The 24,530-nt window shown below is 61.4% G+C and carries 25 protein-coding genes; 8 read left to right on the top strand and 17 right to left on the bottom strand.

Annotated features, from left to right (window positions below):
• Positions 1–47: 47 nt before the first annotated feature.
• Positions 48–548, bottom strand: a complete 501-nt coding sequence (locus ACN0WV_RS05670; protein WP_084351736.1) for an Lrp/AsnC family transcriptional regulator — start codon at positions 546–548, stop codon at positions 48–50.
• Positions 549–766: 218 nt separating this feature from the next.
• On the opposite strand from ACN0WV_RS05670, the gene trxB reads away from it, so the two are divergent.
• Positions 767–1,738, top strand: a complete 972-nt coding sequence (gene trxB / locus ACN0WV_RS05665) for a thioredoxin-disulfide reductase (protein ID WP_084351734.1) — start codon at positions 767–769, stop codon at positions 1,736–1,738.
• Positions 1,739–1,947: 209 nt separating this feature from the next.
• Entirely contained in the window at positions 1,948–3,660 is a 1,713-nt protein-coding gene (locus ACN0WV_RS05660; protein WP_417604243.1) for a bifunctional sulfate adenylyltransferase/adenylylsulfate kinase, read from the top strand.
• A 562-nt stretch (positions 3,661–4,222) separates the two neighbouring features.
• Here ACN0WV_RS05660 and ACN0WV_RS05655 read toward each other — a convergent pair.
• Together ACN0WV_RS05655 and ACN0WV_RS05650 are read right to left on the bottom strand one after the other, a co-directional pair.
• Complete coding sequence (locus ACN0WV_RS05655) at positions 4,223–4,450, bottom strand: DUF1150 family protein (RefSeq protein ID WP_084351730.1); 228 nt, start codon at positions 4,448–4,450, stop codon at positions 4,223–4,225.
• 4 nt (positions 4,451–4,454) lie between these two features.
• On the bottom strand, positions 4,455–4,868 hold the full coding sequence (locus ACN0WV_RS05650) for an Hsp20 family protein (RefSeq protein ID WP_084351728.1): 414 nt from the start codon (positions 4,866–4,868) through the stop codon (positions 4,455–4,457).
• 156 nt (positions 4,869–5,024) lie between these two features.
• Between ACN0WV_RS05650 and ACN0WV_RS05645 the strand changes: the two genes are divergently transcribed.
• The 3 genes from ACN0WV_RS05645 (at position 5,025) to ACN0WV_RS05635 (ending at position 6,965) form a co-directional block, all read left to right on the top strand.
• On the top strand, positions 5,025–5,249 hold the full coding sequence (locus ACN0WV_RS05645; protein ID WP_084351726.1) for a YdcH family protein: 225 nt from the start codon (positions 5,025–5,027) through the stop codon (positions 5,247–5,249).
• A gap of 61 nt (positions 5,250–5,310) precedes the next feature.
• A complete protein-coding gene (gene purE, locus ACN0WV_RS05640) occupies positions 5,311–5,808 on the top strand; it encodes a 5-(carboxyamino)imidazole ribonucleotide mutase (protein ID WP_084352222.1) in 498 nt (165 codons plus the stop codon).
• An 86-nt stretch (positions 5,809–5,894) separates the two neighbouring features.
• Positions 5,895–6,965: a 5-(carboxyamino)imidazole ribonucleotide synthase gene (locus ACN0WV_RS05635; protein ID WP_417604240.1), complete on the top strand. Its 1,071-nt coding sequence runs from the start codon at positions 5,895–5,897 to the stop codon at positions 6,963–6,965.
• 85 nt (positions 6,966–7,050) lie between these two features.
• Here the strand turns inward: ACN0WV_RS05635 and ACN0WV_RS05630 are convergent, their stop codons facing one another.
• Both ACN0WV_RS05630 and ACN0WV_RS05625 read right to left on the bottom strand, forming a co-directional pair.
• Positions 7,051–8,217: an alpha-D-ribose 1-methylphosphonate 5-triphosphate diphosphatase gene (locus tag ACN0WV_RS05630; RefSeq protein ID WP_417604238.1), complete on the bottom strand. Its 1,167-nt coding sequence runs from the start codon at positions 8,215–8,217 to the stop codon at positions 7,051–7,053.
• Positions 8,186–8,965 carry an alpha/beta fold hydrolase gene (locus ACN0WV_RS05625; protein WP_084351720.1) on the bottom strand — a complete coding sequence of 260 codons (780 nt, stop codon included), beginning with the start codon at positions 8,963–8,965 and terminating at the stop codon, positions 8,186–8,188. The genes ACN0WV_RS05630 and ACN0WV_RS05625 overlap by 32 nt, the downstream gene beginning before the upstream one ends.
• Before the next feature lie 62 nt (positions 8,966–9,027).
• On the opposite strand from ACN0WV_RS05625, the gene ACN0WV_RS05620 reads away from it, so the two are divergent.
• Positions 9,028–9,465: an NUDIX domain-containing protein gene (locus tag ACN0WV_RS05620; RefSeq protein WP_417604236.1), complete on the top strand. Its 438-nt coding sequence runs from the start codon at positions 9,028–9,030 to the stop codon at positions 9,463–9,465.
• Positions 9,466–9,469: 4 nt separating this feature from the next.
• Here ACN0WV_RS05620 and ACN0WV_RS05615 read toward each other — a convergent pair whose 3' ends face one another.
• From ACN0WV_RS05615 to ACN0WV_RS05600, 4 genes are all read right to left on the bottom strand, one after another.
• Positions 9,470–10,009 carry a GNAT family N-acetyltransferase gene (locus ACN0WV_RS05615; RefSeq protein WP_417604234.1) on the bottom strand — a complete coding sequence of 180 codons (540 nt, stop codon included), beginning with the start codon at positions 10,007–10,009 and terminating at the stop codon, positions 9,470–9,472.
• Positions 10,010–10,022: 13 nt separating this feature from the next.
• Positions 10,023–10,664 (bottom strand): phage tail protein, encoded by a 642-nt coding sequence (locus ACN0WV_RS05610; RefSeq protein ID WP_218673192.1) that lies wholly within the window; start codon positions 10,662–10,664, stop codon positions 10,023–10,025.
• Between the two features lie 183 nt (positions 10,665–10,847).
• Positions 10,848–12,491 carry a chaperonin GroEL gene (gene groL, locus ACN0WV_RS05605; protein ID WP_084351715.1) on the bottom strand — a complete coding sequence of 548 codons (1,644 nt, stop codon included), beginning with the start codon at positions 12,489–12,491 and terminating at the stop codon, positions 10,848–10,850.
• A 57-nt stretch (positions 12,492–12,548) separates the two neighbouring features.
• Positions 12,549–12,860 (bottom strand): co-chaperone GroES, encoded by a 312-nt coding sequence (locus ACN0WV_RS05600; RefSeq protein WP_084351713.1) that lies wholly within the window; start codon positions 12,858–12,860, stop codon positions 12,549–12,551.
• Positions 12,861–13,128: 268 nt separating this feature from the next.
• Here ACN0WV_RS05600 and ACN0WV_RS05595 point away from each other — a divergent pair, with 268 nt between their 5' ends.
• Positions 13,129–14,073, top strand: a complete 945-nt coding sequence (locus ACN0WV_RS05595; RefSeq protein WP_417604230.1) for a DMT family transporter — start codon at positions 13,129–13,131, stop codon at positions 14,071–14,073.
• A gap of 13 nt (positions 14,074–14,086) precedes the next feature.
• Here the strand turns inward: ACN0WV_RS05595 and ACN0WV_RS05590 are convergent, their stop codons facing one another.
• The 6 genes from ACN0WV_RS05590 to ACN0WV_RS05565 all read right to left on the bottom strand — a co-directional run bounded on the left by ACN0WV_RS05590 (position 14,087) and on the right by ACN0WV_RS05565 (position 20,739).
• Positions 14,087–14,752 carry a DUF2161 domain-containing phosphodiesterase gene (locus ACN0WV_RS05590; RefSeq protein ID WP_417604229.1) on the bottom strand — a complete coding sequence of 222 codons (666 nt, stop codon included), beginning with the start codon at positions 14,750–14,752 and terminating at the stop codon, positions 14,087–14,089.
• 75 nt (positions 14,753–14,827) lie between these two features.
• Positions 14,828–16,840, bottom strand: coding sequence for a M3 family metallopeptidase (locus tag ACN0WV_RS05585; RefSeq protein ID WP_417604227.1), 2,013 nt, complete (start codon positions 16,838–16,840; stop codon positions 14,828–14,830).
• 64 nt (positions 16,841–16,904) lie between these two features.
• Positions 16,905–17,948, bottom strand: a complete 1,044-nt coding sequence (locus ACN0WV_RS05580; protein ID WP_417604226.1) for a HesA/MoeB/ThiF family protein — start codon at positions 17,946–17,948, stop codon at positions 16,905–16,907.
• On the bottom strand, positions 17,948–18,427 hold the full coding sequence (dut, locus tag ACN0WV_RS05575; protein WP_417604224.1) for a dUTP diphosphatase: 480 nt from the start codon (positions 18,425–18,427) through the stop codon (positions 17,948–17,950). Before dut ends, ACN0WV_RS05580 begins: the two co-directional genes overlap by 1 nt.
• 19 nt (positions 18,428–18,446) lie before the next feature.
• Positions 18,447–19,646, bottom strand: a complete 1,200-nt coding sequence (gene coaBC, locus ACN0WV_RS05570) for a bifunctional phosphopantothenoylcysteine decarboxylase/phosphopantothenate--cysteine ligase CoaBC (RefSeq protein ID WP_417604223.1) — start codon at positions 19,644–19,646, stop codon at positions 18,447–18,449.
• Positions 19,647–19,860: 214 nt separating this feature from the next.
• Entirely contained in the window at positions 19,861–20,739 is an 879-nt protein-coding gene (locus tag ACN0WV_RS05565) for an RNA polymerase factor sigma-32 (protein WP_084352213.1), read from the bottom strand.
• Positions 20,740–21,155: 416 nt separating this feature from the next.
• Here ACN0WV_RS05565 and ACN0WV_RS05560 point away from each other — a divergent pair, with 416 nt between their 5' ends.
• Positions 21,156–22,670, top strand: a complete 1,515-nt coding sequence (locus ACN0WV_RS05560; RefSeq protein WP_417604220.1) for a YifB family Mg chelatase-like AAA ATPase — start codon at positions 21,156–21,158, stop codon at positions 22,668–22,670.
• Here ACN0WV_RS05560 and ACN0WV_RS05555 read toward each other — a convergent pair.
• Positions 22,636–23,550, bottom strand: coding sequence for an alpha/beta hydrolase (locus ACN0WV_RS05555; protein WP_417604218.1), 915 nt, complete (start codon positions 23,548–23,550; stop codon positions 22,636–22,638). The genes ACN0WV_RS05560 and ACN0WV_RS05555 overlap by 35 nt on opposite strands.
• On the bottom strand, positions 23,547–24,482 hold the full coding sequence (gshB, locus tag ACN0WV_RS05550; protein ID WP_417604216.1) for a glutathione synthase: 936 nt from the start codon (positions 24,480–24,482) through the stop codon (positions 23,547–23,549). The genes ACN0WV_RS05555 and gshB overlap by 4 nt, the downstream gene beginning before the upstream one ends.
• Positions 24,483–24,530: the final 48 nt, after the last annotated feature.

Below are 24,530 nucleotides of genomic sequence, written 5' to 3'. Positions count from 1 at the left end.
ATTGCGGCGTTTTTGCCCGCCGCGCACAGCACCCCCCTTGTCGCGGCTCAGGCGCTGCGACTCAGCCTGTCTTCCAGAACTTCGAAAGGCACGCCGGGTTCATCCTTTGCGCCGCGGATCACCAATGATGTCTTGACGGACCCGACATTCGTGGCGGTCAGAAGCTGATCCGTGAGAAAAGTCTGAAATGTGCTCAGATCCGGTGCCACGCATTTGAGGATGAAATCCACCTCGCCGTTCAGCATGTGACATTCGCGGACCAGCGGCCAGGCGCGGCAACGGTCCTCAAAGGCGCGCAGATCGGCCTCGGCCTGACTTTGCAGCCCCACCATGGCGAAAACCTGAACCTCGAAGCCCAGTTCACGCGGATCGACATCGGCATGATAGCCACGGATAAATCCTTGCTCTTCCAGCGTACGAACACGCCGCAGGCAAGGTGGCGCGGAAATTCCGACGCGCTTTGCCAGCTCGACATTGGTCATCCGACCGTCGGCCTGCAATTCTGACAAGATTTTGCGATCAATTGGATCAAGCCGCACAGCGCGCATCCTTCATGCTCTCCCAAAGCTACCGGATTGTTATATCAGCAACGCCACGCGCGCAATAATATTTCACAACTGCGCAACATTATTAACTGATCAGCATTTTGGGCAGTTCTACAGGCGTCAGAACGGCGCAAGGGTTTCCGTCCTGACCTCTCATCTCTATATGCAAGCACGACACCGGGCCGACAAGCCCTCAAAATCTGCACGAAGGAAGCTTCGCGATGTCCGACACGCGCCATATCAAGGTACTCATCATCGGCTCCGGCCCGGCAGGCTATACGGCGGGCGTCTATGCCGCGCGCGCCATGCTGAACCCGGTTCTGGTGCAGGGAATCGAACCGGGCGGCCAGTTGACCACCACCACCGAAGTGGAAAACTGGCCCGGTGACACCGAGGTGCAGGGCCCGGACCTCATGGTCCGCATGGAAGCACACGCCAAGGCGATGGGCTGCGAGATTGTCGGCGACATCATCACCAGCCTTGATCTTTCAAACCGGCCCTTCGTGGCCAAGGGCGACAGCGGCAACACCTATATCGCCGACGCCGTGATCCTTGCCACCGGCGCGCGGGCGAAGTGGCTGGGCCTGCCGTCCGAAGAGAAGTTCAAAGGCTTTGGCGTCTCGGCCTGTGCCACCTGCGACGGCTTCTTCTATCGCGGACAGGAAATTGTGGTCATCGGCGGCGGCAACACCGCCGTCGAAGAGGCGCTGTTCCTGACCAATTTCGCCTCCAAGGTGACGCTGGTCCACCGCCGGGACGAGTTGCGCGCCGAAAAGATCCTGATCGACCGGTTGATGAAAAACCCCAAGATTGTCCCGCTTTGGGATCATCAGCTGGAAGAAGTGACCGGCACGGACACCCCGCTGGGCGTCGAGGCCATCAAGGTCAAGCATGTCAAAACCGGCGAGATCACCGAAATTCCCGCCAAGGGCGTGTTTGTCGCCATCGGCCACGCGCCCGCCAACGAGTTGGTCAAGGATGCGCTGGAAATGCACAATGGTGGCTATGTCAGCGTCAAACCCGGAACGACCGAAACCAGTGTCCCCGGAGTGTTCGCCGCAGGCGACCTGACCGATCACAAATACCGGCAGGCCGTCACCAGCGCCGGAATGGGCTGCATGGCCGCGCTGGATGCCGAGAAGTTCCTCGCCGAGACCGAAGCGGATGTCGAACCGGTGCCGCAAGAAGCCTGAATGAAAGGTTTTTCTTTGCCAAGCCCGTCCTGTCGGCGGGCCACCGGCACCAAGCCATGCGCCAAACGCAACGCGGCATTTCCGCACCACGGGCTAAAAACCCATGAGAACCCCTTGATACAAAGGGCATCACGGGTCTAAAGGCGCGCGAAGATGATGGGGCCTCCGGATCCCGCCTGTGCGAATTGTTTCAAACGAGAATAAGAGAGATGACCATGTCGAATCTGGCACCGATCCCGGAGCTTTACGTTTCCTATGACAGCGCTCAGAAGCTGAAAAACGAAGCTGCCGAATTGACGTCGCATGACCTGTCGCCGCGCCAGATCTGTGACCTGGAACTGCTGATGAACGGTGGCTTCAACCCTCTCAAGGGCTTCCTGACCGAGGAAGATTACGACGGTGTCGTTGAAAACATGCGTCTCTCCAGCGGCGCGTTGTGGCCGATGCCGATCACGCTCGACGTGTCCGAGAAATTTGCCGAAACGCTTGAACTGGGGCAGGATATTGCCCTGCGCGATCAGGAAGGCGTGATCCTGGGCACCATGACCGTGACCGACCGCTGGACCCCCGACAAATCGCGTGAGGCCGAGAAGGTCTTCGGTGCCGATGACACCGCGCATCCCGCTGTGAACTACCTGCACAATACCGCCGGCAAGGTCTATCTGGGTGGCCCTGTCACCGGCATCCAGCAGCCGGTCCACTATGATTTCCGCGGCCGCCGCGACACACCCAACGAGTTGCGCGCCCATTTCCGCAAACTGGGCTGGCGCAAGATTGTCGCCTTCCAGACCCGCAACCCGCTGCACCGCGCCCATCAGGAACTGACCTTCCGCGCCGCGAAAGAAGCGCAGGCCAACCTGTTGATTCATCCCTCGGTCGGCATGACCAAACCCGGCGATGTCGACCATTTTACCCGCGTGCGCTGCTATGAGGCTGTTCTGGACAAGTATCCCGCATCGACCACCACCATGTCGCTGCTGCCCCTGGCCATGCGCATGGGCGGCCCGCGCGAGGCCGTCTGGCACGGGCTGATCCGCGCCAATCACGGCTGCACCCACTTCATCGTGGGCCGAGACCATGCCGGCCCCGGCAAGAATTCTCAGGGCGAGGATTTCTACGGGCCCTACGATGCGCAGGAACTGTTCCGCAAGCATCAGGCCGACATTGGCGTCGAGATGGTCGATTTCAAACATATGGTCTGGGTGCAGGAACGCGCGCAATACGAACCGATGGACGAGATCGAGGACAAGGACAAGGTCACGATCCTGAACATCTCGGGCACCGAATTGCGCCGCCGTCTGTCCGAAGGGCTGGAAATTCCCGAATGGTTCTCCTTCCCCGAGGTCGTCAAGGAACTGCGCCGGACCAAGCCGCCGCGGGCCAAGCAGGGCTTTACGGTGTTCTTCACCGGTTTCTCCGGCTCAGGCAAATCGACCATCGCCAACGCGCTGATGGTCAAGCTGATGGAAATGGGCGGTCGTCCCGTGACACTTCTGGACGGTGACATTGTTCGCAAGAACCTGTCATCCGAACTGGGTTTCTCGAAAGAGCATCGCGATCTGAACATCCGCCGCATCGGCTATGTCGCGTCCGAGATCACCAAGAACGGTGGTATCGCCATCTGTGCGCCGATCGCGCCCTATGCCGCGACCCGCCGCGCCGTGCGCGAAGACGTCGAAGCCTTTGGTGCCTTTATCGAGGTGCATGTGGCGACCTCGATCGAAGAATGCGAACGTCGTGACCGTAAGGGTCTGTACAAGCTGGCCCGCGAAGGCAAAATCAAGGAATTCACCGGGATCTCTGATCCTTATGACGTCCCTCAGAATGCCGAGCTTGTCGTCGAGACGGAAAACGTCGATGTCGACAACTGCGCGCATCAGGTGATCCTGAAGCTGGAATCAATGGGCCTGATTGCGGGCTGAGATCGCGCTTTGATGAAAAGATCATGGGGCCGGGTGCAGATGCGTCCGGCCCCATGATCCATAAAGCAATCGTGTCTCGCTTGAACGGCTAAGCGATTGCCACCCAAGGTAAGGTGGTGGAAGCGGAATACAGATTGGAAACGCGCGATCCACGACGACACCGGGGCGTAGCAGGCTTCTTTTGTTTTCCGAAGTTGCCTTTTTAGTTCTCTGAATACCCATCGCAGCCGCTGGAGCTGTGACGCTCGTAGGTTTTGCGATTCATTCTTCTGCCGCGATTGTTTTGAAGACCATTTTACGCGCACAGAGAAAATTGCAGTCCCCGTTGGGCGCGAATGAAACGGATTTGAGAGACTTTCCAATGACGTTTCGGTTTTGAAGAATGACTCTTATGTTCACTTCTTCTGCGCGACGTTCTTAATAGCGATGGGCCAATCTTCCGAATGAAGACTGGCCCTTTTTGCCGCATTTCATCAACGGTTCACTGTGTCCACCACCAGCGGCGCAACCCCGGTCACCCGCGGTTGCGCCGCCGTTGGTTCATCACCTGTTGCGTGCTAGATCAATGCACCGTCACCGGTGCCAGATCGTTCTGTCGCGCAAGGATAAACGCCATGTCGCGATCCTTGACCAAAGCCAGCCGTTCGCCATCGGCGCTGTGGACGGCGTAAAGCTGCTTTATCCCAACCGCTTGATTCTGAACCTCTTCGGGCAATTCAGAGACATCGACCGGACGCACATATACGATGCGATCATCATTTTTCTTGGGGAGCTCGATTTCAGTATGCATGACGTCAGCCTTTCCTGATCTGAATTGTCTGGACAACGGCCTCGGGTCGCGATCGTTCCAGATCGACATGAAGAAGCCCGTTTTCCATGATTGCGTCGCCCACTTCGACCCCTTCGGCCAAGACGAAGGACCGTTGAAATTGTCGCGCTGCGATGCCACGGTGCAAAAAGATGCGATCTTCATCATCATCGCCCTGCTTGCCACGGATCACGAGTTGTCGGTCCTCGACTGTAATGGCCAGATCGCCCTCGGAAAACCCGGCCACGGCCAAGGTGATTCTGTAAGAGCATTCTGACGTTTGTTCGATATTGTAGGGCGGATAGCCTTCGTTGCCGGATTTCGCGGTGCGCTCCAACGCACGCTCCAGCTGCTCGAACCCCAACATATGAGGGTATGAGCCTAGTGTCAGTTTCGTCATGCCGTGTCCTTATCACTCAAGCGACAGTGCCGCGGCGGCCCTTGTAGGCACCCCCGCAACACAAATATGGGTTGCCCTTTGCAGGCTTGCAAGACCTTTGCCAAACGCAATGCAAGGCAGTATCCTAAGAGCGAACAATCTATCAGGTATGATCCCATGAACGCGCCCACCGATCTCTCCATGAAGAATGACGATGTGCTGCGTGTGGAGCTGGAGGTTTTTCGCCGCGAGCATCGCGATCTTGACGAAGCAATCCGCGCGCTGTCCACAAGCGGCACGGCGGATCAGATCACCTTGCAAAGGCTGAAGAAAAAGAAGCTTCGGCTGAAGGATCTGATCGCCCGGATCGAGGATCGGTTGCTGCCCGACATCATCGCCTGACAATCGTTGCCACCAGATGCGATCCAGCTATAGTGCGCGCTCTGATTTGGCGGAGGGCGGCATGGGCGACGACACTTTGATCCGGGTGGGTATCATCATGGGCAGCCAGTCTGACTGGTCCACGATGAAGGAAGCTGCGGATATGCTGGACACGCTTGATGTCCCCTATGAAAAGCGCATCGTCTCTGCCCATCGCACGCCGGACCGCCTGTGGGATTATGGCAAGACAGCCGTGGATCGCGGCCTTCAGGTCATCATCGCAGGGGCCGGTGGAGCTGCGCATTTGCCTGGCATGATGGCCTCCAAAACCCGTGTGCCGGTCATCGGCGTGCCGGTGCAGACCCGCGCATTGTCCGGCGTCGATAGCCTGTATTCCATTCTCCAGATGCCGCGCGGCTTTCCGGTGGCCACTATGGCCATTGGCGCGGCGGGTGCGGCCAATGCCGGGCTGATGGCGGCGGGCATTCTGGCGCTTCAGGACGCAGCGTTGGCAGAGCGGCTGGACGCGTGGCGCATCGCCCTGTCCGCGTCGATCCCTGAGACGCCGACTGACGACTGACGACTGACGCTGCTTGCGGTCCTGCACGGCCTTCTGTAACCCGCGAAAGAACACAGGCCCAGACCACAGCCCGGAGGTTTCCGACGATGACAAACCCGCTTCCCACAGGATCGACCATCGGCATTCTGGGCGGTGGCCAGCTTGGCCGGATGCTGTCAGTCGCAGCGGCTCGGCTGGGCCTGCGCACCCATATCTTCGAGCCGGGTGCCAATCCGCCAGCGGGCGACGTTGCCCATGCCGTGACGACCGCGCCCTATGAAGATGCCGCCGCCCTGACCGCCTTTGCGAACAGTGTCGATGTCATCACCTACGAGTTCGAGAACATCCCGACACAAGCGCTGGACGTGCTGGAGGCCATCACCCCCGTCTTTCCGGGCCGCGAGGCGTTGCGCGTCAGTCAGGACCGCCTGACAGAGAAAGAGTTCCTCAACGATCTGGGATTGACGACCGCGCCTTACAAGGCGGTTGATACTGCCGAAGATCTGGACACCGCGCTGACACAAATCGGCATGTCCGCGATCCTGAAAACCCGTCGTTTCGGCTACGATGGCAAGGGGCAGGCGCGCATCTCGGCACCGCAAGAGGCCGCGCAGGCATTGTCCGATATGGCCGGGTCGCCTGCGATCCTCGAAGGGTTTGTGGATTTCAGCCACGAAGTGTCCGTGATTGCCGCGCGCGGGCTGGACGGCTCCGTTGCGGCCTTCGATCCGGGCGAGAATGTACATAAGGACGGCATCCTGCGCACCACCACCGTGCCTGCGCGGCTAAGCTCTGCGCAACGCTCGGATGCTGTTCTGCTGGCCGCGCGGATTCTGAATGCGCTGAACTATGTCGGTGTCATGGGCGTGGAACTGTTCGTGACCCCCAAGGGGTTGATCGTGAACGAAATCGCGCCGCGTGTGCACAATTCCGGCCATTGGACGCAGAATGGCTGTGCCATCGATCAGTTCGAGCAGCACATCCGCGCGGTCGCAGGCTGGCCGCTTGGCGACGGGCAGCGACACACGGATGTGGTGATGGAAAATCTGATCGGCGACGATATGGACCGCGTGCCGGATCTTGCCGCAGAACCCGGTTGTGCGCTGCACCTCTACGGCAAGGCCGAGGTCAAACCCGGCCGCAAGATGGGCCATGTAAACCGTATTCAGAAGGGTTGATCCGGACGCCGCACGCTTGAGCGCCACCTACTGTTCGTTACATCCGGCAGCATCGCCGGACCAATCACCGCGGCCCGCCCACGGCTCAGCCCAGAAAACGCGCCGCGATCCGTCCGGTCAGATAGGCGATATGTCCGCCGCTGATCACGGCCCCCACACGCCTTGTGTCCGCGTCCAGCACCAGCAGATCGGCGCGCTTTCCCTGTTCAAGCACACCGCGATCGGTCAGGCCCAGCACCCGTGCAGGACCGCTGGACACCAGCGCCCATGCGTCCTGCAATGTCAGGATGTCCTGTTCGACCAGCCGCCAGACCGCCTGCCGCATCGCCGGGTAGTGGTAATCCGAGGCCAGCGCATCGCACAGCCCCTCGCGCACCAGTTCCGTGGCCGAGGCGTTGCCCGCATGGCTGGCCCCGCGCACCACGTTCGGCGCCCCCAGAACCACCGCATCACCACCTTGCCGCGCGGCAGAGGCGGCCTCGAATGTCTCGGGAAATTCGGACACATGCACCCCCATGGCCCGCCAATCCGCACGCACCTCTGCCGTGTGGTCGTCATGGCTGCCCAGCCGGACCCCGCGCGCGGTCAATCTCTGGCAGAGCGCCGCCACGGCCTCTGGCACCTCGGAGGATCGGGCATGCAGCCCCTGCATCAAGGCCAGCAGCTTTTCGGGCGAGCGGCCGGATTTCAGCGCCTGTCCGGTCAGGCGCGGGGGTTTGCGTCCCTCTGACAGGCGTTTGTGCGGCAGGTGGTCGTTCAGCACAACGTAGGAAATGTCATGTGCCGCGACCATGTCCAGCACCTGCGGGAAGTCGTCCATCATATGTGTCTCCAACCGCAATTGCAGTTGCAGATCCACCGGCAGGCTGTCGCGCACAGCCCCCACGGCCCCAAAGACCGATGCGGCGAATTCGGGACTGCGCAGCCCGCCTTCCCAGCTGAAGAACTGCGCCATCACGCCGGTGGTGATGCCGTTGACCGCCAGCTCTGCCGCCGTGGCAATCACACCGTTTTCAGCCTCGCGCAGCGCACCACGGCGCGGCGCCATGTGCCGTTCGAACCCGTCACCATGCACGTCAATCAGCCCCGGCAGCACCAGACAACCCGTCAGATCCACCTGCCGGCCTGCGGGCGCGTCGGCAATCACCCCGCCCGACACAGAAAGCGCGCCGCCATCGAACCCACCGGGGCGAAGGACACGCGCGCCTGTCAGCGTCAGGTCAAGGGCTGGGCCCAAAGTCGGTCGGGTCATCGTCATCCTCCAGACAGCCCTTCACGGCACAGGTCAGGCCGCTGCGATCCAGCACTTCTGCCCATCCCATATCCGGCCTGAAATGGCCGGTGCCCAGATATTCCAGAACCTGCGCAATCACCAGCGGACTTTGCATCATGAACGTGTGGGTGACGGGCAGCACGATGAAATCGTCCATGCCCGCGACACGGGTGGACTCGACCGAAACCTTGCCGTCATCCGCGCCGTCGATCATCAGCGAGAAGATGGGATTCAGCGAGCGATTGCCAGCAATCACTCCAAGATCGGCATCCACCGGGGGCAAATCCGGCACCGGCCCATCGCTGGCAAGCTGGTCGCCCGCCGGGCCATTGACCCATCCAAAAGCCGCCAGACTGCGCAGATGGTCCACCAGTTCACTGCCCGCGTTTGGCGGGCCAAGCATCACGACGCGGCCCATGTTTTCCGGCCGGTTGCCCTCGGCCAGCCAAAGGCGCAGCAGGATACCCCCCATCGAATGGGTGACGAAATGCACGCGGTCCTCGCCGCATTGCGCAACTGCGGCGGGCAGGGTTTCCCGCATCAGCGGCTCCAGCGGCTCATGCGTGGAATCGTAGCCGGGATTGACGGTGCGGTAGCCTGCGGCCTCAAGGCTCCATGCCATTGGTGTCAGGCTTGCCTGCGTCCGCGCCAGCCCGTGCAACAACACCACGCAATCGGCCAGCGCCGCGCCGGGAAGCAGAAAGAGAATGAGGAAAATCCACCGCATGCGTCTTGAGATAGTCCGCCCGGCGGCCCTACAACAGGGGCAATCGCACACGGAGCCACCTTATGCCGCCACGTCTTGCCCTGCGCGCCGTCATTGTCGAAGATGCGCGCCTGTTGATCGTCAACGCATGGAAAGACAGTGACCTGTGGTGCGCCCCCGGTGGCGGCGCGGAAATGCATCAGTCCTTGCCGGAAAATCTTGCGCGCGAAGTATGGGAGGAATGCGGCCTTACGGTCGATGTCGGTCCGGTCTGCCTGCTCAACGAATATCACGATGAAGCGCGCGGCTTTCATCAGGTAGAGCTGTTCTTTCACTGCCGGATTATCGCCGGCGACCGTCACGGTGCCTGGACAGATCCCGAAGGCGTGGTGAACCGGCGTCTGTGGGTCACGCAGACCGAACTGGCCGACCTGCGACACAAACCCGACAGCCTTGCGCAAGTGGCATTCGGGCCGCCCTCGCTGCCGCTGTATGATCCGATCGAGCCGCTGGCCTACTGATTGCTCAGCCGAAAGCGTGGGGATATTTCAGCGTTTCCTTCGGCGCGTCTTCGCCCGGCCCGGCCAACAACAGGTGTGACGCGGGATAGGGTGCGCTCAGACCTGCGGCGCGTTCTGACGAAAACCCGCAGCGACGGTAAAACTCCGGTTCGCCCAGAACCACAAGGAATACGCCCGACCTGCGCGCCCATTCCGCCAGAATCCCCACCATACGACGGCCATGGCCGAAGCCTTGAAAATCCGGCGCGATGGCAACCGGGGCAAGGCAAAGCCAGCCCTCCGGGCTGCGCATTTCAGACAGGGCGGCGTAGCCCGCAATGCCGTCCTCAAACGGCAACACCTGCTCCCCTGCCAGCACCCGGTCACTGCGCAGCTTCTTGACCAGATCGGCCTCTTCGCGACGCCCGAACGCGTTTTGCAGCAAACGGTCCACCTGAGACAGTTCCGTGCCGCGCATTTCGCGCAAAAATCCCGGACGTCGGATCACCAGAGGTTTCTCCTGTCGGAAGGGGCGCACCGGGCGCCCCATCGTTTCGATTTGCATGTTTCCTTCAGCGTCACGAGCGGCTGGGATACGCACCCGTGATGGCGATGCAGAACTTCATCCCGACATAGGGCTGCACCACGGTCATGGGTTGGCTTCCGCCGGTTGCGCCGATCGTCGTGCTGACGGTTGTGGTCGCCGCATCGCTGCGCAAAGTGGCATCGACTGCGGCACCGCTATCGTAATTGGCCCCGCTGCCCTCGGCAAGGATTGCGCCCTCGGGGCTTTGTTCGGTCGCGCCTTCATTGGTCGCATTCAGCACCGTCGAGGCCGTGCTGGTCGCCACATGGGTGTGGTTCGGCAGTTGTGCCTGCGTGATCGTCACTGTCTCGACCCCGCCCATCTGACCTTGACGGATGTTGGCTAGTCCTGCGCCCTGCCCCATACCGACCACGACCCGCGATTGCAGGTTCGGCAAGGCGAATGTGGTGCGTCCATCGCCGCCGTAGGTCGTGCCCAACAACGAAAACAGCGCTGAATACTGAGAGATGGGCATGAGTTGACCGTTGGTTTCGGCCCAGCCGCGCGGGCAGTAGTTTTCTCCGACCATGACGATATCCCCCATATAGGGGTCCGGACCTGCGAGCGCCGCTCCCGGCGCGCTGGTCAACATCATTCCGGCTGCGGCGGCAATAATTGCCAGTGATTTCAACATTTTCTCTCCTGATAGTTCGAAATTTGATTGCAATCAACCAAATCACAACAACCATAAGATGAAATAACGCACCGCGAAAAGGATAAAGTTGACGCTTGGTCAATCAAAGATTTGATGCGGTTTGCAGAAACGAAAAGGGGGCCGCCCGAAGGCGACCCCCAATCAGTTTGCCAAAGGGGCAGATTACATCATGCCGCCCATGCCGCCCATGTCGGGCATGCCGCCACCGGCACCTGCGCCTTCTTTCGAAGGCTTGTCGGCAACCATCGCCTCGGTGGTGATCAGCAGACCGGCGATCGAGGCAGCGTCCTCAAGCGCGGTGCGGACCACTTTGGCCGGGTCGATCACGCCGAACTTGAACATGTCGCCATATTCGTCGGTCTGCGCGTTGTAGCCGAACTTCAGGTCATCGGATTCGCGGACCTTGCCAGCCACGACGGATCCGTCGACACCGGCGTTCTGCGCGATCTGGCGCAGCGGTGCTTCCAGCGCGCGGCGCACGATGGTGATGCCGGCGTTCTGGTCGGCATTTTCACCGGTCAGGCCTGCAAGCGCCTTGGCCGCCTGGATCAGGCTGACGCCACCGCCAACCACGATGCCTTCTTGAACGGCAGCGCGGGTTGCGTTCAGCGCGTCGTCGACACGGTCCTTACGCTCTTTGACTTCGACTTCGGTCATGCCACCGACGCGGATGACAGCAACACCGCCTGCGAGCTTCGCAACACGTTCCTGCAGCTTCTCACGGTCGTAATCGCTGGTGGTTTCTTCGATCTGGTTGCGGACCTGGGCAACGCGTGCCTCGATCTCGGCCTTCTCGCCTGCACCGTCAACGATGGTGGTCTCATCCTTGGTGATCGTGACCTTCTTGGCGGTGCCAAGCATGTCCATGGTCACGGATTCCAGCTTCATGCCCAGATCTTCCGAGATCACCTGACCGCCTGTCAGGATCGCGATGTCCTGCAGCATGGCCTTGCGACGATCACCGAAGCCAGGTGCCTTGACAGCAGCAATCTTCAGGCCGCCGCGCAGCTTGTTGACCACGAGGGTCGCCAGCGCTTCGCCTTCGACGTCTTCTGCAATGATCAGCAGCGGCTTCTGCGACTGGATCACCTGCTCGAGCAGCGGAACCATCGGCTGAAGCGACGACAGTTTCTTCTCGTGCAGCAGGATCATGCAGTCTTCGAGATCTGCAATCATCTTGTCGGAGTTGGTGACGAAGTAGGGGCTGAGGTAGCCACGGTCGAACTGCATACCTTCGACAACATCGGTCTCTGTTTCCAGACCTTTGTTTTCTTCGACGGTGATGACACCCTCGTTGCCGACTTTCTGCATCGCGTCTGCGATCTGACGACCGATTTCAGCTTCGCCGTTGGCAGAGATGGTGCCGACCTGCGCGACTTCGGCGCTGTCGTTGACCGGACGGGACGCTGCTTTGATCCCTTCAACAACCTTGGAGGTTGCCAGATCGATGCCGCGCTTCAGGTCCATCGGGTTCATGCCAGCGGCAACCGATTTCAGACCTTCCTTGACGATGGCCTGAGCCAGAACCGTCGCGGTTGTTGTGCCGTCGCCGGCCTCGTCATTGGTGCGGCTGGCCACTTCCTTGACCATCTGCGCGCCCATGTTTTCGAACTTGTCTTCCAGTTCGATTTCCTTGGCGACAGTGACACCGTCCTTCGTGATGCGCGGTGCGCCGAAGGATTTGTCGATCACAACGTTGCGGCCCTTGGGGCCGAGCGTCACCTTGACCGCATCGGCCAGGATGTTGACGCCTTTAAGCATGCGATTGCGGGCGTCTGTATCGAATTTGACGTCTTTAGCGGACATTCGGGATTACTCCTCAGGTTTCCGTAAATTTCTGGATATGGGGTTGATCGCGATGGATCAGGCGGCCTTGGCGGCTGCGTCGTCCTCGATGATCCCGAGAATGTCGCTTTCCTTCATGATAAGAAGTTCTTCGCCATCTACGGTGACCTCGGTGCCGGACCATTTGCCGAACAGGATCTTGTCGCCGGCCGATACGGCCATGTCGATCAGTTCGCCTGAATCCTTGCGTGCGCCTTCGCCACAAGAAACGACGATACCTTCAGCGGGCTTTTCCTTGGCACTGTCTGGAATGATCAGGCCACCCTTGGTTTTTTCGTCGCTTTCTACACGGCGGACCAGCACACGGTCATGAAGCGGTTTGAATGCCATTGTAAGAAGCTCCCTGGCTCTTAAGTTTCCTCAGACCCTCCGGTGGCATCCGGCAGGATCGTTATCACTCGCATCGGTCGAGTGCTAACGACGCTTAGGTAGGCATGTCGCAGGGCCGTGTCAACGGTCGGGTTCCAGATTTCTTGCAGAAACGATCTTCGCCAGAAGGCCCCTGCCTCAAATCCGCGGGGGTGCCGTGCAATGCGCGCGGTTTCGTGATTGGATGGCCACGCCCCGCTTGCCGGGAAGATTCGCACAAGGCTCCGATATGGCAATTCATCCCTCTGCCCCCCTGCGGGCGCAGCGCAATCCTGCGCCGTCCGACAATACGCGTGGCACCATCCTCATGGCTTTGGGATTTTTTGCCTTTGCCGGCACCGATCTGCTGGCAAAGCTGCTGACGGAATCGTTGCATCCGGGCCAGATTGTCTGGTTCCGCCTGATCGGGTTGTTTCTGGGCGTACTGGTCCTGCTATGCATCAAAGGCCCTAAAATTCTGCGGACGGCGCATCCCGGCATACAGATTTCGCGCGGCACACTCGCGGCCGTCTCTGCAACCCTGTTCATCTTCGGCGTCAGCAAAGTGCCGCTTGCGGACGCGACCGCCGTGACCTTCATCGCCCCGTTTGTTGTAACCGTCGCAGGGGCACTGGTATTGAAAGAGCCCGTCGGCATGCGTCGCTGGTTGGCTGTGGCAACCGGCTTTCTAGGGATGCTGATCGTGATCCGTCCAGGCTTTGGCGTGTTTGACCCGGCAATCTTTTTCATCGTCCTTGCCGCTTTGTGCTTCGCCACCCGGCAAATTCTGTCGCGGTTGTTGTCCGGGGAAGACGGCATTGCCACGACCGTCGCCTACACCTCGATCTCGGCGACCGTGCTGATTTCGCTGGCCATGCCGTTTGTCTGGATCACACCGACCGATCCACGGGTGATAGCCTATCTGATCGCAATTGCGATTGCCGCAGCCATTGGCGAATTGCTGATCATCCGCGCGCTTGAGATGGCCCAAGCCGTTGTTGTCGCCCCGCTGCAATATTCACTGATCATCTGGGCGACGCTTTACGGATATTTCGCGTTTGGCGATTTGCCGGACCGTTGGACCCTGATCGGCTGCGCCATCATCGTCGCCTCGGGTCTTTTCACGCTTAGCCGGGAACGGTTTCGCGCGCGCCAGAAGGAACGCAAGATCGGAACCGCATCACCCAAGGACTAAGTCCGCGCCCTTTCTAGTCCCAACTATAGGCCCAGTGGACCAGCCCCTCGCGCCCCTGATCGGTCAGGGCATAGACGCCGGTGCTGATCTTCTCGAACCAGCCATAGTGGTTTTCACGCATGATCCGCGTGGCGGTTGCCACATTGGTGGCACGCACCACATCGCGACCGCGACTGGCACCGGCCTGCGCCAGATAGCCGGCACAGCGCAGCGCGTCCTGCCGGTAGCCGGTGACAATGCCGTGCCGCGTGGCACCCCCCTCATTGGGATCGCCTTCCAGCCTGTCGAATTCACGCAGCAACCGGGTTTGCGCCTTGCGGTTACGGCGCGGCGCGAAACGACCGGGATCGCAATGCACCTCGACCCGGCCATCCCCCCGCACCGTCATCAGCCCCAAGCCCAGCCTTCGGCAGAGCGACAAGTTGTCCTTCAGCATCCGTCGCGCGGTCTTGCCGGTGGGCCTGGGCACGGCGATATACACTGCCTCTGTTATCGAAAGCCGTCGCACTGCCTGATGGAACAGCGTCAGCGCAAAGCGCAGCTTCAACTCCACGATCACCGGCGGATCGTCGCCGCGGCGCGCCACCAGATCGGCGGCGCCGACCTCGCCCTTGACCGCATAGCCCTGACGTTCCAGCAGCGCCTTGACTGGCGGATATAGATCGCTTTCACGGTTCATTGCGCGATCATGCCCGCGCGGCCCGCCTTGTCCAGAGCACGCCGCCGAGAAATCCCCTTCATGCAATGCACAAGATCAGGCAGCGAGGCCGCGCCCCTTGAGAAGCGCCTCGACCCCCGGCATCCTGCCGCGAAACGCCTTGTACAGGTCCTCTGCCTCGGCCGACCCACCAGCGGACAGGATATGCTTTTCCAGCCGCTGCGCCGTGTCCGCGTCAAACGCTCCGCCCGCCTCTTCAAAGGCGGCAAAGGCATCGGCATCCATGACCTCGGACCACATATAGCTGTAGTAACCGCTGGAATAGCCGTCCCCCGCAAAGACATGCGCGAAATGCGGTGTGGCGTGGCGCATCGCGATGGCGTGGGGCAGCCCCAGCCGCTCCAACGTCTCTGCCTGCGCCTGCATCGGATCGGCAGGGGCGGAACCGGCGTGGAAATCCAGATCGACCATCGCCGAGGCGACATATTCGACGGTTTGAAAACCCATGTCATAAGTGGCAGCGCCAAGCACCTTGTCCAGCATGTCGCGCGGCATCGGTTCGCCCGTCTCGACATGGGTGGCAAAGCGTTCCAGCACCTCCGGCACCTCCAGCCAGTGTTCGTAAAGCTGGCTGGGCAGTTCGACAAAATCGCGCGCCACGGATGTGCCCGCGACAGAGCCGAATTCCACATCCGACAGGATCTGGTGCAACGCATGGCCAAATTCGTGAAACAAGGTGCGCGCATCGTCATAGGACAGCAGCGCCGGATCGGATTTGGCAAAGTTGCACACGTTGATCACAATCGGGCTGCGCGTCTCGGGCCGTTTGGCCTGCATCCGCATGGCCGAGCACCACGCGCCGGACCGCTTTGACGCCCGCGCAAAGTAATCCCCGATGAACACGGCCATGTGTTTGCCATTCCGCGTGACGTCCCACGCCCGGCAATCCGGGTGGTAAAGCGGCACCTCTAGCGCGCGAAACTCCAGCCCGAACAGGCGGTTCGCGCAGTCAAAGGCTGCTTCGATCATCCGGTCGAGTTGCAGATAGGGTTTCAGCGCCGCCTCATCCAGATCATGCTCGACCCGGCGGCGTTTCTCGGAATAGTACCGCCAATCCCACGGTTCCAGATCGCCATTCGTACCGTCCGCATGCATCATGTCCGACAGCACCTGCGCGTCAGCCTCGGCCCGCGCGCGGGCAGGCTCCCACACGGCCATCAGCAGGTCGTGCACCCGGTCCGGGCTGCCCGCCATCTCTGTCTCCAGCTTATAGGCAGCGAAACTGTCATAGCCCAACAGCTTGGCGCGCTCTTCGCGCAGGGCAAGCACTTCGGCGGCAATCTCCCGGTTGTCGGTCTCGCCGCCATTGGCACCACGCGAAACCCAGGCCTGCCAGGCCTTCTCGCGCAGTTCCCTGCGTGGCGAGAATTGCAAGAAAGGCACGATCAGCGACCGGCTGAGCGTGATCACCGGGCCATCCGCACCTTGTTCCTCACCCGCTGCCCGCGCCGTCGCGCGCACAAAAACAGGCAAGCCTTCAAGATCATCCTCGGCCAATGTCATCGACCAACCGGCCTCATCCGCCAGCAGATTTTGCGTAAAACTGGTGCCAAGATCGGCAAGCCGCGCCTTGATCGCCTTCATGCGGTCTGCCTCATCGCCCTCCAGCGCGGCACCCGCACGGACAAAGCCGCGATGGGTCAGCATCAGCACGCGGGCTTCTTCGGCAGAAAGGCTAAGCGTCTCGCGTGCGTTCCATAACTGGCGGATCCGATCAAACAGCGCCCGGTTTGCATAGATCGCCGAACTATGCGCGGACAGTTTGGGTGTAAATTCGCGCTGCAATTCCCGACGGCGCGGCGTGCTGTCCGCACCGGCAAGCGCAAAGAAAGGCGACAGGACCTTGTCCAACTCCTTCCCCGCGCCTTCCAGAGCCTCGATCGTGTTGGCGAATGTCGGCGCGTCGGCGCTATCGGCAATCGCATGAATTTCGTCCATATGGCGGGCCAACGCGACATCCAGCGCGGGCGCGAAATCCTCGTCGTCAATCTGATCGAAGGGTGGCAGACCAAATGGCGTGGTCCAGTCCTGCAAAAGCGGGTTTGTCATCAGGGTCTCCTTTGAGCGTCAAGCTATGTGCTGCGGCACCTGTCTTCCAGAGCTGATTGACCGATCACCCCTGCCCGCAGACCGGACAATCGGCGCGACGCTTCAACGCGATCTTGCGCGTTTCTCCCCACAGCGCGTCGTATATCAGCATCTCGCCGGTCAACGCCTTGCCGGCCCCGGTGATCAGCTTCACCGCCTCCACCGCCATCATCGCGCCCACGACACCCGGCAACGGCCCCAGAACGCCCGCCTCGGCGCAGGACGGTGCCAGCCCCGGTGCTGCGGCCTTCGGAAAGATGCATTGATAGCAGGGCGCGTCAGAGGCTGGATGAAAGACACTCAACTGCCCCTCCCACTGGCTCAGCGCGCCGGAGACCAGCGGCTTTCCCGCCGCCACACAGGCGCGGTTCACCAGATAGCGCGTTTCGGCATTGTCGGTGCCGTCAAGGATCACATCGTGATCGGCGATCAACGCCCCGGCGATGTCGTCGTCCAATCGGCGATTGTAGGGGCGGACCTGTACGGCAGGGTTTTGCGTCTGCATTGCCTCTTGCGCCGAAAACACCTTGGCCCTGCCAATATCCTTGTCGCGGTGAATGACCTGCCGTTGCAGATTGGCATTCTCGACGACATCATCGTCAATGACGCCAATGCTGCCGACACCCGCCGCCGCCAGATATTGCAACACAGGCGCGCCCAATCCGCCTGCTCCGATCACCAGCACACGCGCATCTTTCAGCTTGCGCTGCCCCGGCCCGCCAAGCTCCCGCAGGACGATGTGCCTCGCATAGCGTTCAAGTTCGGTCTCGGTAAACGCCCCGGCTCGTTCGGTCGCGCTGGTTGGCGCTTCGTCGCGCGCCCGCGCCCGCAGCAGGCCCAGCGCCCAACGATAGATCATCACGATCACGATGAAACCCGCCAGGATCAACCAGCCCGAGGCGTCCTCTCCGGTTGCCATCCGAACCGGGTTGCCTGCGGGCAGCACAAAATGCGCCAGAATCACGGCGAGATAAAGCAGCCCGATCATTCCCCAGCGCAAGCGATATGGCGCGCCCATCGCGGCACCGATCCCCCAAAGAACACCTGCGATCAGCAGTACCGGCAACATCAAGCGACTCCGGTAGAGCCGAAGCCGCCCGCGCCGCGCGACGTATCTTCCAGCGTCGCGACCTCTTCAAAAACAGCCCGCACCACCGGTGCCACCACCATCTGCGCGATCCGCATCCCATGCTCGATCACAAAAGGCTTGGCACCCGCATTCATCACGATCACCCCGAGCGGTCCGCGATAATCACTGTCAATCGTGCCGGGACTGTTGGGCAGCGTGATCCCGTGCTTCAGCGCCAACCCGGACCGAGGCCGGATTTGCACCTCATACCCGTCCGGCACCGCCAGCCGAAGCCCGGTGGCCACCAGAACCCGGGCGCCCGCCTGCACTTCAATCGCGCTCCGTCCCGGCAGATTCGCGCGCAGGTCCGCCCCGGCCGCGCCGTCAGTCTCATAGCGTGGCAATCCAAGCGCCCTGTCCGCTCCCTCAACCCAACTGATCCGTAGAGCCACACCGCTTTGCGCTTCTTCTTGGCTCAAATACTCAACTCCTGCCGTCTCACCCTGCACCCAAAGCCTCCGTGATGCGCGCCGCCAAACGCTGTGCCACTTCGGCCTTGCCCATGCGGGGCCACGGCTCCGCCCCGGTCTCCGAGATCAACACAACTGCGTTTTCACTGCCGCCCATGATCCCGGCCTCCGGACTGACATCATTGGCCAGAATCCAGTCACATCCCTTGCGGATCCGCTTGGCAGTGGCATGGGTCACCACGTCATCCGTCTCGGCGGCGAAGCCTACAACCAGACCCGGACGCCCCTCGGTCATCTGGGACACCTCGGCCAGAATGTCGGGGTTCTCGGCAAATTCCAGCACCGGCAACCCGGACGCGCCTTTTTTGATCTTCGAGGCGCTCTGCGTTGCCATCCGCCAATCGGCCACAGCGGCGGCAAATACCCCTGCATCAACCGGCAGAGCCGCCTGAACCGCATCGCGCATCTGACGTGCGGTTTCGACCTGCACCAGCGTCACGCCTTCCGGCGGCGGCACCTCTGCGGGACCGGTGACAAAGATAACTTCTGCCCCCAGACCGACAAGCGCACGGGCAATCGCCGTGCCCTGCGCACCGGATGACCTGTTGGCAATGTAACGCACCGGATCAATCGGCTCATGCGTCGGCCCTGAAGTGACCAGCACCCGACGCCCTCTCAAAGGCCCGACCGTCAAGGCAGCGGCGCAAGCGGCGGCAATCTCTTCCGGTTCGGCCATCCGACCGGGACCGAATTCACCGCAGGCCATGTCGCCTTCATCCGGGCCGACCACCTGCACACCGTCGCCCTTCAGCAGCGCCAGATTGCGCTGCGTCGCGGGGTGCAGCCACATCCGCACATTCATCGCGGGCGCAATCATCACCGGGGTATCGGTCGCCAGCAGCAGGGTCGAGGCCAGATCCCCTGCTAACCCCTGCGCCATCTTCGCCATAAGGTCCGCCGTTGCAGGTGCCACAAGCACCAGATCCGCCACGCGCGATAGCTGGATATGGCCCATCTCGGCCTCGTCGGTGAGATCGAACAGATCCCCGTAAACCTTCTCTCCGGCCAGTGCCGAGACGGTCAACGGTGTCACGAATTGCTCCGACGCTGTGGTCATCACCGGCGTGACCGCAGCCCCCTGCTGCCGCAAAAGCCGAATAAGTGCGGGTATCTTGAAGGCCGCTATACCACCCCCGATGATAAGCAGAATGCGTTTTCCCGCCAGCATGTCGTCCCCTCGCCTGATTGCGCAACAGTGTTACGCAGCCGCGCAGGGAAACTCAATCGGTGCTGTCAATGCTCTGCAATTTGCTGCACGCAACGCAGGCGTTACCGCGCTCGGTCAAACTACGTCGCCCTGCGCCTCATCAAAAATGCCACATCATAGCTTTCCGCACCTGCAAGGCCCGAGACAAGCCAAGCCGAAGAAGACAACCCGCACGTCATCCAAGAAATTCAAACACTTCCTCAGATTGCGATTCGAGGTTCTTGCGCATTTTCAGAAACGCCGCAGCCTCAAGCTGGCGAACACGTTCTTTTGACAGCCCCATCTCTGTCCCAAGGCTTTCAAGCGTTCGCGGGCTGTCGCGCATCTTTCGTTCGCGCACGATAAAGCGTTCGCGCTCGTTGAGGTTCTCCAGCGCATGCATCAGCCATTCACGCAGCTGCGCGTTATCTAACGAGTTCTCGACGATCTCGGCCGCCTGTGCGCCGTCATCCTCCAGCGCATCAATCCATTCGCGGCCATCCTCATCGACAGACTGCGTTGCATTCAGCGAAAAATCCGACCCCGACAGGCGGCCTTCCATCATCTCCACATCATGCAACGGCACGCCGACCTCGGTCGAGATCATCTGACGCAGTTCATGGCGCGGCAATTTGCGCCCCTCGGCGGCCGCTTCCCGCTCCAGTCGTGCCTGCACCCGGCGCATGTTGAAAAACAGCGATTTCTGGCTGGACGTGGATCCGGTGCGCACCATCGACCAGTTGCGCATCACATAATCCTGAATGCTCGCCTTGATCCACCAGACCGCGTAGGTCGAAAACCGCACACCGCGATCCGGGTCGAATTTGTCAGCAGCTTTCATCAAGCCCAGCCCGGCCTCTTGGATCAGGTCGTTCATCGGCGCGCCATAGCGTTTGAACTTCGATGCCATCGAAATCGCCAAGCGCATATAGGCGGTGATCAAACGGTGTAAGGCACGCTCGTCCCTGTTGTCGCGCCAAGCATAGGCCAAAGCCAGCTCTGTCTCTGCGTCCAGCAGCTCTGCCTTCATGGCGCGGCGGGTCAAGGTGCGGTCGTTGAATGCGTCTAGTGCCATCATGCGCTCCCCAGTGATGGGTTTCTGGATCAACCGAATAATAATATTGATACGGCTTCACATCGAAAACAGATCACTGTTCATAGACTGGGTGCGCGAGGCACCATCTCAGAGAGACAAACGCAAGAAAGTTGCGTACGGTTCCCTCGTTGAGGAAAAACTAACCGTGCCAGAAGAGTTTTATCCGGACCGATGATGACACTGCGCACCTTTTGGTGGCCCCATCCGACCCAGCCGTAGCGCGGGGTAGCGGCACGATTATCGACCAGAACGCCGCGCCAGCCAGCCGTAAAACAGCTATTCAACGCAGGACACCAGCCAAAAGTGCATCGTATTCTGACATGGCTGCCCGCCGTTAACCATTCTGAAACCCGCCCCGGCATAGCGTTAACCAAATCTTGCCGGAACAGGACAGAATGGTCTCACACGCCTACACAGTCGCCTTCGAAGGGGTGGAGGCGCGCACCGTCGAGGTGCAATGCGCGGTGACACCGGGCCTGCCCGCGTTTTCCATCGTTGGTCTGCCCGACAAGGCCGTGTCAGAGGCGCGCGACCGGGTGCGCACGGCGCTGGCGTCGATGGCAATTGCCCTGCCCTCCAAGCGCATCACCATCAACCTGTCGCCCGCCGACCTGCCAAAGGAAGGCTCGCATTTCGATTTGCCGATCGCTTTGGGGCTGCTGGCCGCGCTGGAGATCATCCCGCATGATGCCGTGGCCGGGATCGTGTCGCTGGGGGAATTGTCGCTGGACGGCACGCTGGTGCCGGTGCTGGGTGCCCTTCCCGCTGCGATGGCCGCCGCAGAGGATGACCGCGCGCTTTTGTGCCCGCGCGCCTCGGGGGCAGAGGCCGCCTGGGTTGGCAGTTGTCAGGTCATTGGTGCCAACTCGCTGTCAGACGTGGTGCGGCATTTCACCGGGCAGTCGCCCTTGCCGCCATCCGAACCCGGCGAAGTCCAGCCCGCACCTTCGGGTCGGGACCTACGGGACGTGCGCGGACAGGAACGTGCAAAACGGGCGCTGGAAATCGCCGCCGCAGGGCGTCACCATCTGATGTTCGTCGGCTCGCCCGGTTCCGGAAAATCGATGCTGGCCAGCCGCCTGCCCGGCATTCTGCCGCCGCTCAGCGCGGCCGAGGCGTTGGAGACGTCGATGATCCACTCGCTGGCCGGGTTGCTGGACGAAGGCGGGATTTCGCGGCACCGACCGTTTCGGGAACCCCATCACACCGCCTCTATGGCGGCGATTGTCGGCGGCGGTCGCAGCGCCAAACCCGGCGAGATCAGCCTGGCGCATAACGGCGTGCTGTTCATGGACGAGTTCCCGGAATTTCCGCGCAACGTGCTGGAAACGCTGCGCCAGCCCATCGAATCGGGCGAGGTGATGATTTCGCGCGCCAACGCCCATTTCCGCTATCCCTGCCGGTTCATGCTGATTGCGGCGGCCAATCCCTGTCGCTGCGGCTATCTCAGCGAACCGGACCGGTCCTGTGCGCGCGCGCCATCCTGCGGCGAGGATTACATGGGCCGCATTTCCGGCCCGCTGATGGACAGGTTCGACCTGCGGATCGAAGTACCGCCCGTTGGCTTCACCGATCTGGACCTGCCACCGTCCGGCGACAGCTCTGCCGAGGTTGCGGCGCGGGTTTCTATGGCGCGCGACGTGCAATCGTCGCGGTTCGACGGCCATGACGGCATGCGCACCAATGCCGACGCTTCAGGCGAGGTTCTGGAAGACATCGCCCGCCCCGATGCGGAAGGTAAAGAGCTGCTGGGCCGCGCCGCCGACCGCATGGGGCTGTCCGCGCGTGGCTATCACCGGGTGATGCGCGTGGCCCGCACGATCGCCGATCTGGACGGCTCAACCGATGTGCGCCGCCCGCATGTCGCCGAGGCGATCAGTTACCGGCTGACGGTCGCGCGAGACGCGTGATCCATTTGGCCAGCGTCCGCAACGTGGCATCCGCTTCGGGGATCAACCCGCGAAACAGGGGCCAGACATGCGGCAGGTCGCGCTCGATCAACATCTCCACCTCCACGCCCTGTGCGCGCAAGACCTCGGCCATGCGCCGGGTATCATCCAGCAGAATCTCGGTATCGCTTGCGGTCAGCCAGACCGGACAAGCCCCCGTGAAGTCGCCATGCAGCGGCGAGGCGCGCGGATCGTCCGGATCAGCGCCTTGCAGATACATGTCGGCCATTTCGTCCACACGCTCGGCGGGCAGGACGACATCGCTATCGGCATTTTCGCGAACAGACGCGCCAGCGTAGCGCAGATCGGTCAGCGGTGAAAAGGCAAAGCATCCCGCTGGCCGTGGCAGATCCTGACGGCAAATCTCGGCCAGAAGCGCCAGCGCCAAACCACCGCCGGCACTGTCACCCCCAAGGATGATACGGTCCGGCAGCGTGCCGCCGCCAAGCAGGTCGGTATAGATGGCGACCGCATCCTCGACCGGGGCGGGGAACGCGTGTTCCGGTGCCAACCGATACTCGGGCAAACAGGTCCAGGCGCTGCACATTGACGAGATCCAGGCCAGCATCGCGCGATGCGTGCGCGGCGAACCGAAGACATAGCCGCCGCCGTGGAAGTAAAGGATCAGTAGATCGTCATCCGCCTCCGGCGCCGAAACCCACAGCACCGGCACCTCGGCAACAGAGCCGCGCTGGAAGGCGCTGCCCTTTGGCGCACGGAAGAAGAGTCGCGCCTTACGCTCAAAGCTGACGCGCAGGGCCTCTGGTGTTTTCGCGCGGGCAAGATGCCGTTTTTCAGTCAAACGCAGCCAGTGATTGAGCAGGGCACTGCGCAGGCTCATGCGCGGCGCGCCTCGATGGCCTCCCAGATCTTGGCCGCGATATTGACGCCATCGAACCTCTCAAGCTCCTGAATGCCAGTGGGCGAGGTCACGTTGATCTCGGTCAGCCACTCGCCGATCACGTCTATGCCGACAAAGATCTGCCCTTTTTCACGCAGGGTCGGCCCGATCCGCGCGCAGATTTCCAGATCACGCTCTGTCAGGGACACTTTTTCAGGCCGCCCGCCGACATGCATATTGGAACGGGTCTCGCCTTTGGCAGGTACGCGGTTGATCGCACCGACGGGTTCGCCATCCACAAGGATCACGCGCTTGTCGCCCTTGGACACATCGGGCAGAAATTTCTGCACAATCAGAGGCTCACGGCTGAACCCGGTGAACAGCTCGTGCAACGACGACAGATTGCGGTCATTGGCATCCAGCCGGAACACGCCCGCGCCCCCATTGCCGTAAAGCGGCTTGAGGATGACGTCGCCGTGCTTGGCCTTGAACGCCTTGATCGTGGCAAGGTCGCGGGCAACCGTCGTTGGCGGCGTCAGGTCCGGAAAATCCAGCACGAGCAGTTTTTCGGGATAGTTGCGCACCCAGAACGGATCATTGACCACCAGCGTGCCGGGATGAATCCGGTCCAGCAGGTGCGTCAGCGTGATGTAATGCATGTCGAACGGCGGGTCTTGCCGCAGCCAGACGACATCGAAATCCGACAGATCGACTTCCTGCATCTCGCCCAGCGTGGCATGGGCACCCTGTTTGCGCTGAACTTGCAGCGATTGCCCGCGGGCGGTGATGCGCCCCTCCTGATAGGCCAACTGGTCGGGCAGGTAGTAAAACAGCTCGTGCCCGCGCGCCTGAGCCTCTTCGGCAAGCCGGAAGGTGCTGTCTGCCTCGATATTGACCTGCTCGATGGGATCCATCTGAAACGCGATCTTCATGCTTGCCCCTTCGCTTGCGGATTTGGGAACTACATGCCGCAAGGCGCG

Origin of the sequence: Primorskyibacter flagellatus (genome assembly GCF_048268605.1) — a bacterium.
GTDB classification, from domain to species: Bacteria; Pseudomonadota; Alphaproteobacteria; order Rhodobacterales; family Rhodobacteraceae; genus Primorskyibacter; species Primorskyibacter flagellatus.
The sequence above is the reverse complement of the archived record's forward strand: the minus strand, read 5'-3'. Positions and strand labels throughout refer to the sequence as shown.

Coding starts and splice junctions, on each gene's coding strand:
- purE (WP_084352222.1), top strand. CDS start 5,311: ATGGGCGACGACACTTTGATCCGGGTGGGTATCATCATGGGCAGCCAG.
- coaBC (WP_417604223.1), bottom strand. CDS start 19,646: ATGCTGGCGGGAAAACGCATTCTGCTTATCATCGGGGGTGGTATAGCG.
- ACN0WV_RS05655 (WP_084351730.1), bottom strand. CDS start 4,450: ATGCATACTGAAATCGAGCTCCCCAAGAAAAATGATGATCGCATCGTA.
- ACN0WV_RS05615 (WP_417604234.1), bottom strand. CDS start 10,009: ATGCAAATCGAAACGATGGGGCGCCCGGTGCGCCCCTTCCGACAGGAG.
- groL (WP_084351715.1), bottom strand. CDS start 12,491: ATGTCCGCTAAAGACGTCAAATTCGATACAGACGCCCGCAATCGCATG.
- ACN0WV_RS05645 (WP_084351726.1), top strand. CDS start 5,025: ATGAACGCGCCCACCGATCTCTCCATGAAGAATGACGATGTGCTGCGT.
- trxB (WP_084351734.1), top strand. CDS start 767: ATGTCCGACACGCGCCATATCAAGGTACTCATCATCGGCTCCGGCCCG.
- ACN0WV_RS05565 (WP_084352213.1), bottom strand. CDS start 20,739: ATGGCACTAGACGCATTCAACGACCGCACCTTGACCCGCCGCGCCATG.
- ACN0WV_RS05625 (WP_084351720.1), bottom strand. CDS start 8,965: ATGCGGTGGATTTTCCTCATTCTCTTTCTGCTTCCCGGCGCGGCGCTG.
- ACN0WV_RS05660 (WP_417604243.1), top strand. CDS start 1,948: ATGACCATGTCGAATCTGGCACCGATCCCGGAGCTTTACGTTTCCTAT.
- ACN0WV_RS05580 (WP_417604226.1), bottom strand. CDS start 17,948: ATGTTGCCGGTACTGCTGATCGCAGGTGTTCTTTGGGGGATCGGTGCC.
- ACN0WV_RS05560 (WP_417604220.1), top strand. CDS start 21,156: ATGGTCTCACACGCCTACACAGTCGCCTTCGAAGGGGTGGAGGCGCGC.
- ACN0WV_RS05620 (WP_417604236.1), top strand. CDS start 9,028: ATGCCGCCACGTCTTGCCCTGCGCGCCGTCATTGTCGAAGATGCGCGC.
- ACN0WV_RS05585 (WP_417604227.1), bottom strand. CDS start 16,840: ATGACAAACCCGCTTTTGCAGGACTGGACCACGCCATTTGGTCTGCCA.
- ACN0WV_RS05595 (WP_417604230.1), top strand. CDS start 13,129: ATGGCAATTCATCCCTCTGCCCCCCTGCGGGCGCAGCGCAATCCTGCG.
- ACN0WV_RS05670 (WP_084351736.1), bottom strand. CDS start 548: ATGCGCGCTGTGCGGCTTGATCCAATTGATCGCAAAATCTTGTCAGAA.
- ACN0WV_RS05630 (WP_417604238.1), bottom strand. CDS start 8,217: ATGACCCGACCGACTTTGGGCCCAGCCCTTGACCTGACGCTGACAGGC.
- ACN0WV_RS05590 (WP_417604229.1), bottom strand. CDS start 14,752: ATGAACCGTGAAAGCGATCTATATCCGCCAGTCAAGGCGCTGCTGGAA.
- ACN0WV_RS05610 (WP_218673192.1), bottom strand. CDS start 10,664: ATGTTGAAATCACTGGCAATTATTGCCGCCGCAGCCGGAATGATGTTG.
- ACN0WV_RS05555 (WP_417604218.1), bottom strand. CDS start 23,550: ATGAGCCTGCGCAGTGCCCTGCTCAATCACTGGCTGCGTTTGACTGAA.
- ACN0WV_RS05600 (WP_084351713.1), bottom strand. CDS start 12,860: ATGGCATTCAAACCGCTTCATGACCGTGTGCTGGTCCGCCGTGTAGAA.
- ACN0WV_RS05650 (WP_084351728.1), bottom strand. CDS start 4,868: ATGACGAAACTGACACTAGGCTCATACCCTCATATGTTGGGGTTCGAG.
- ACN0WV_RS05635 (WP_417604240.1), top strand. CDS start 5,895: ATGACAAACCCGCTTCCCACAGGATCGACCATCGGCATTCTGGGCGGT.
- gshB (WP_417604216.1), bottom strand. CDS start 24,482: ATGAAGATCGCGTTTCAGATGGATCCCATCGAGCAGGTCAATATCGAG.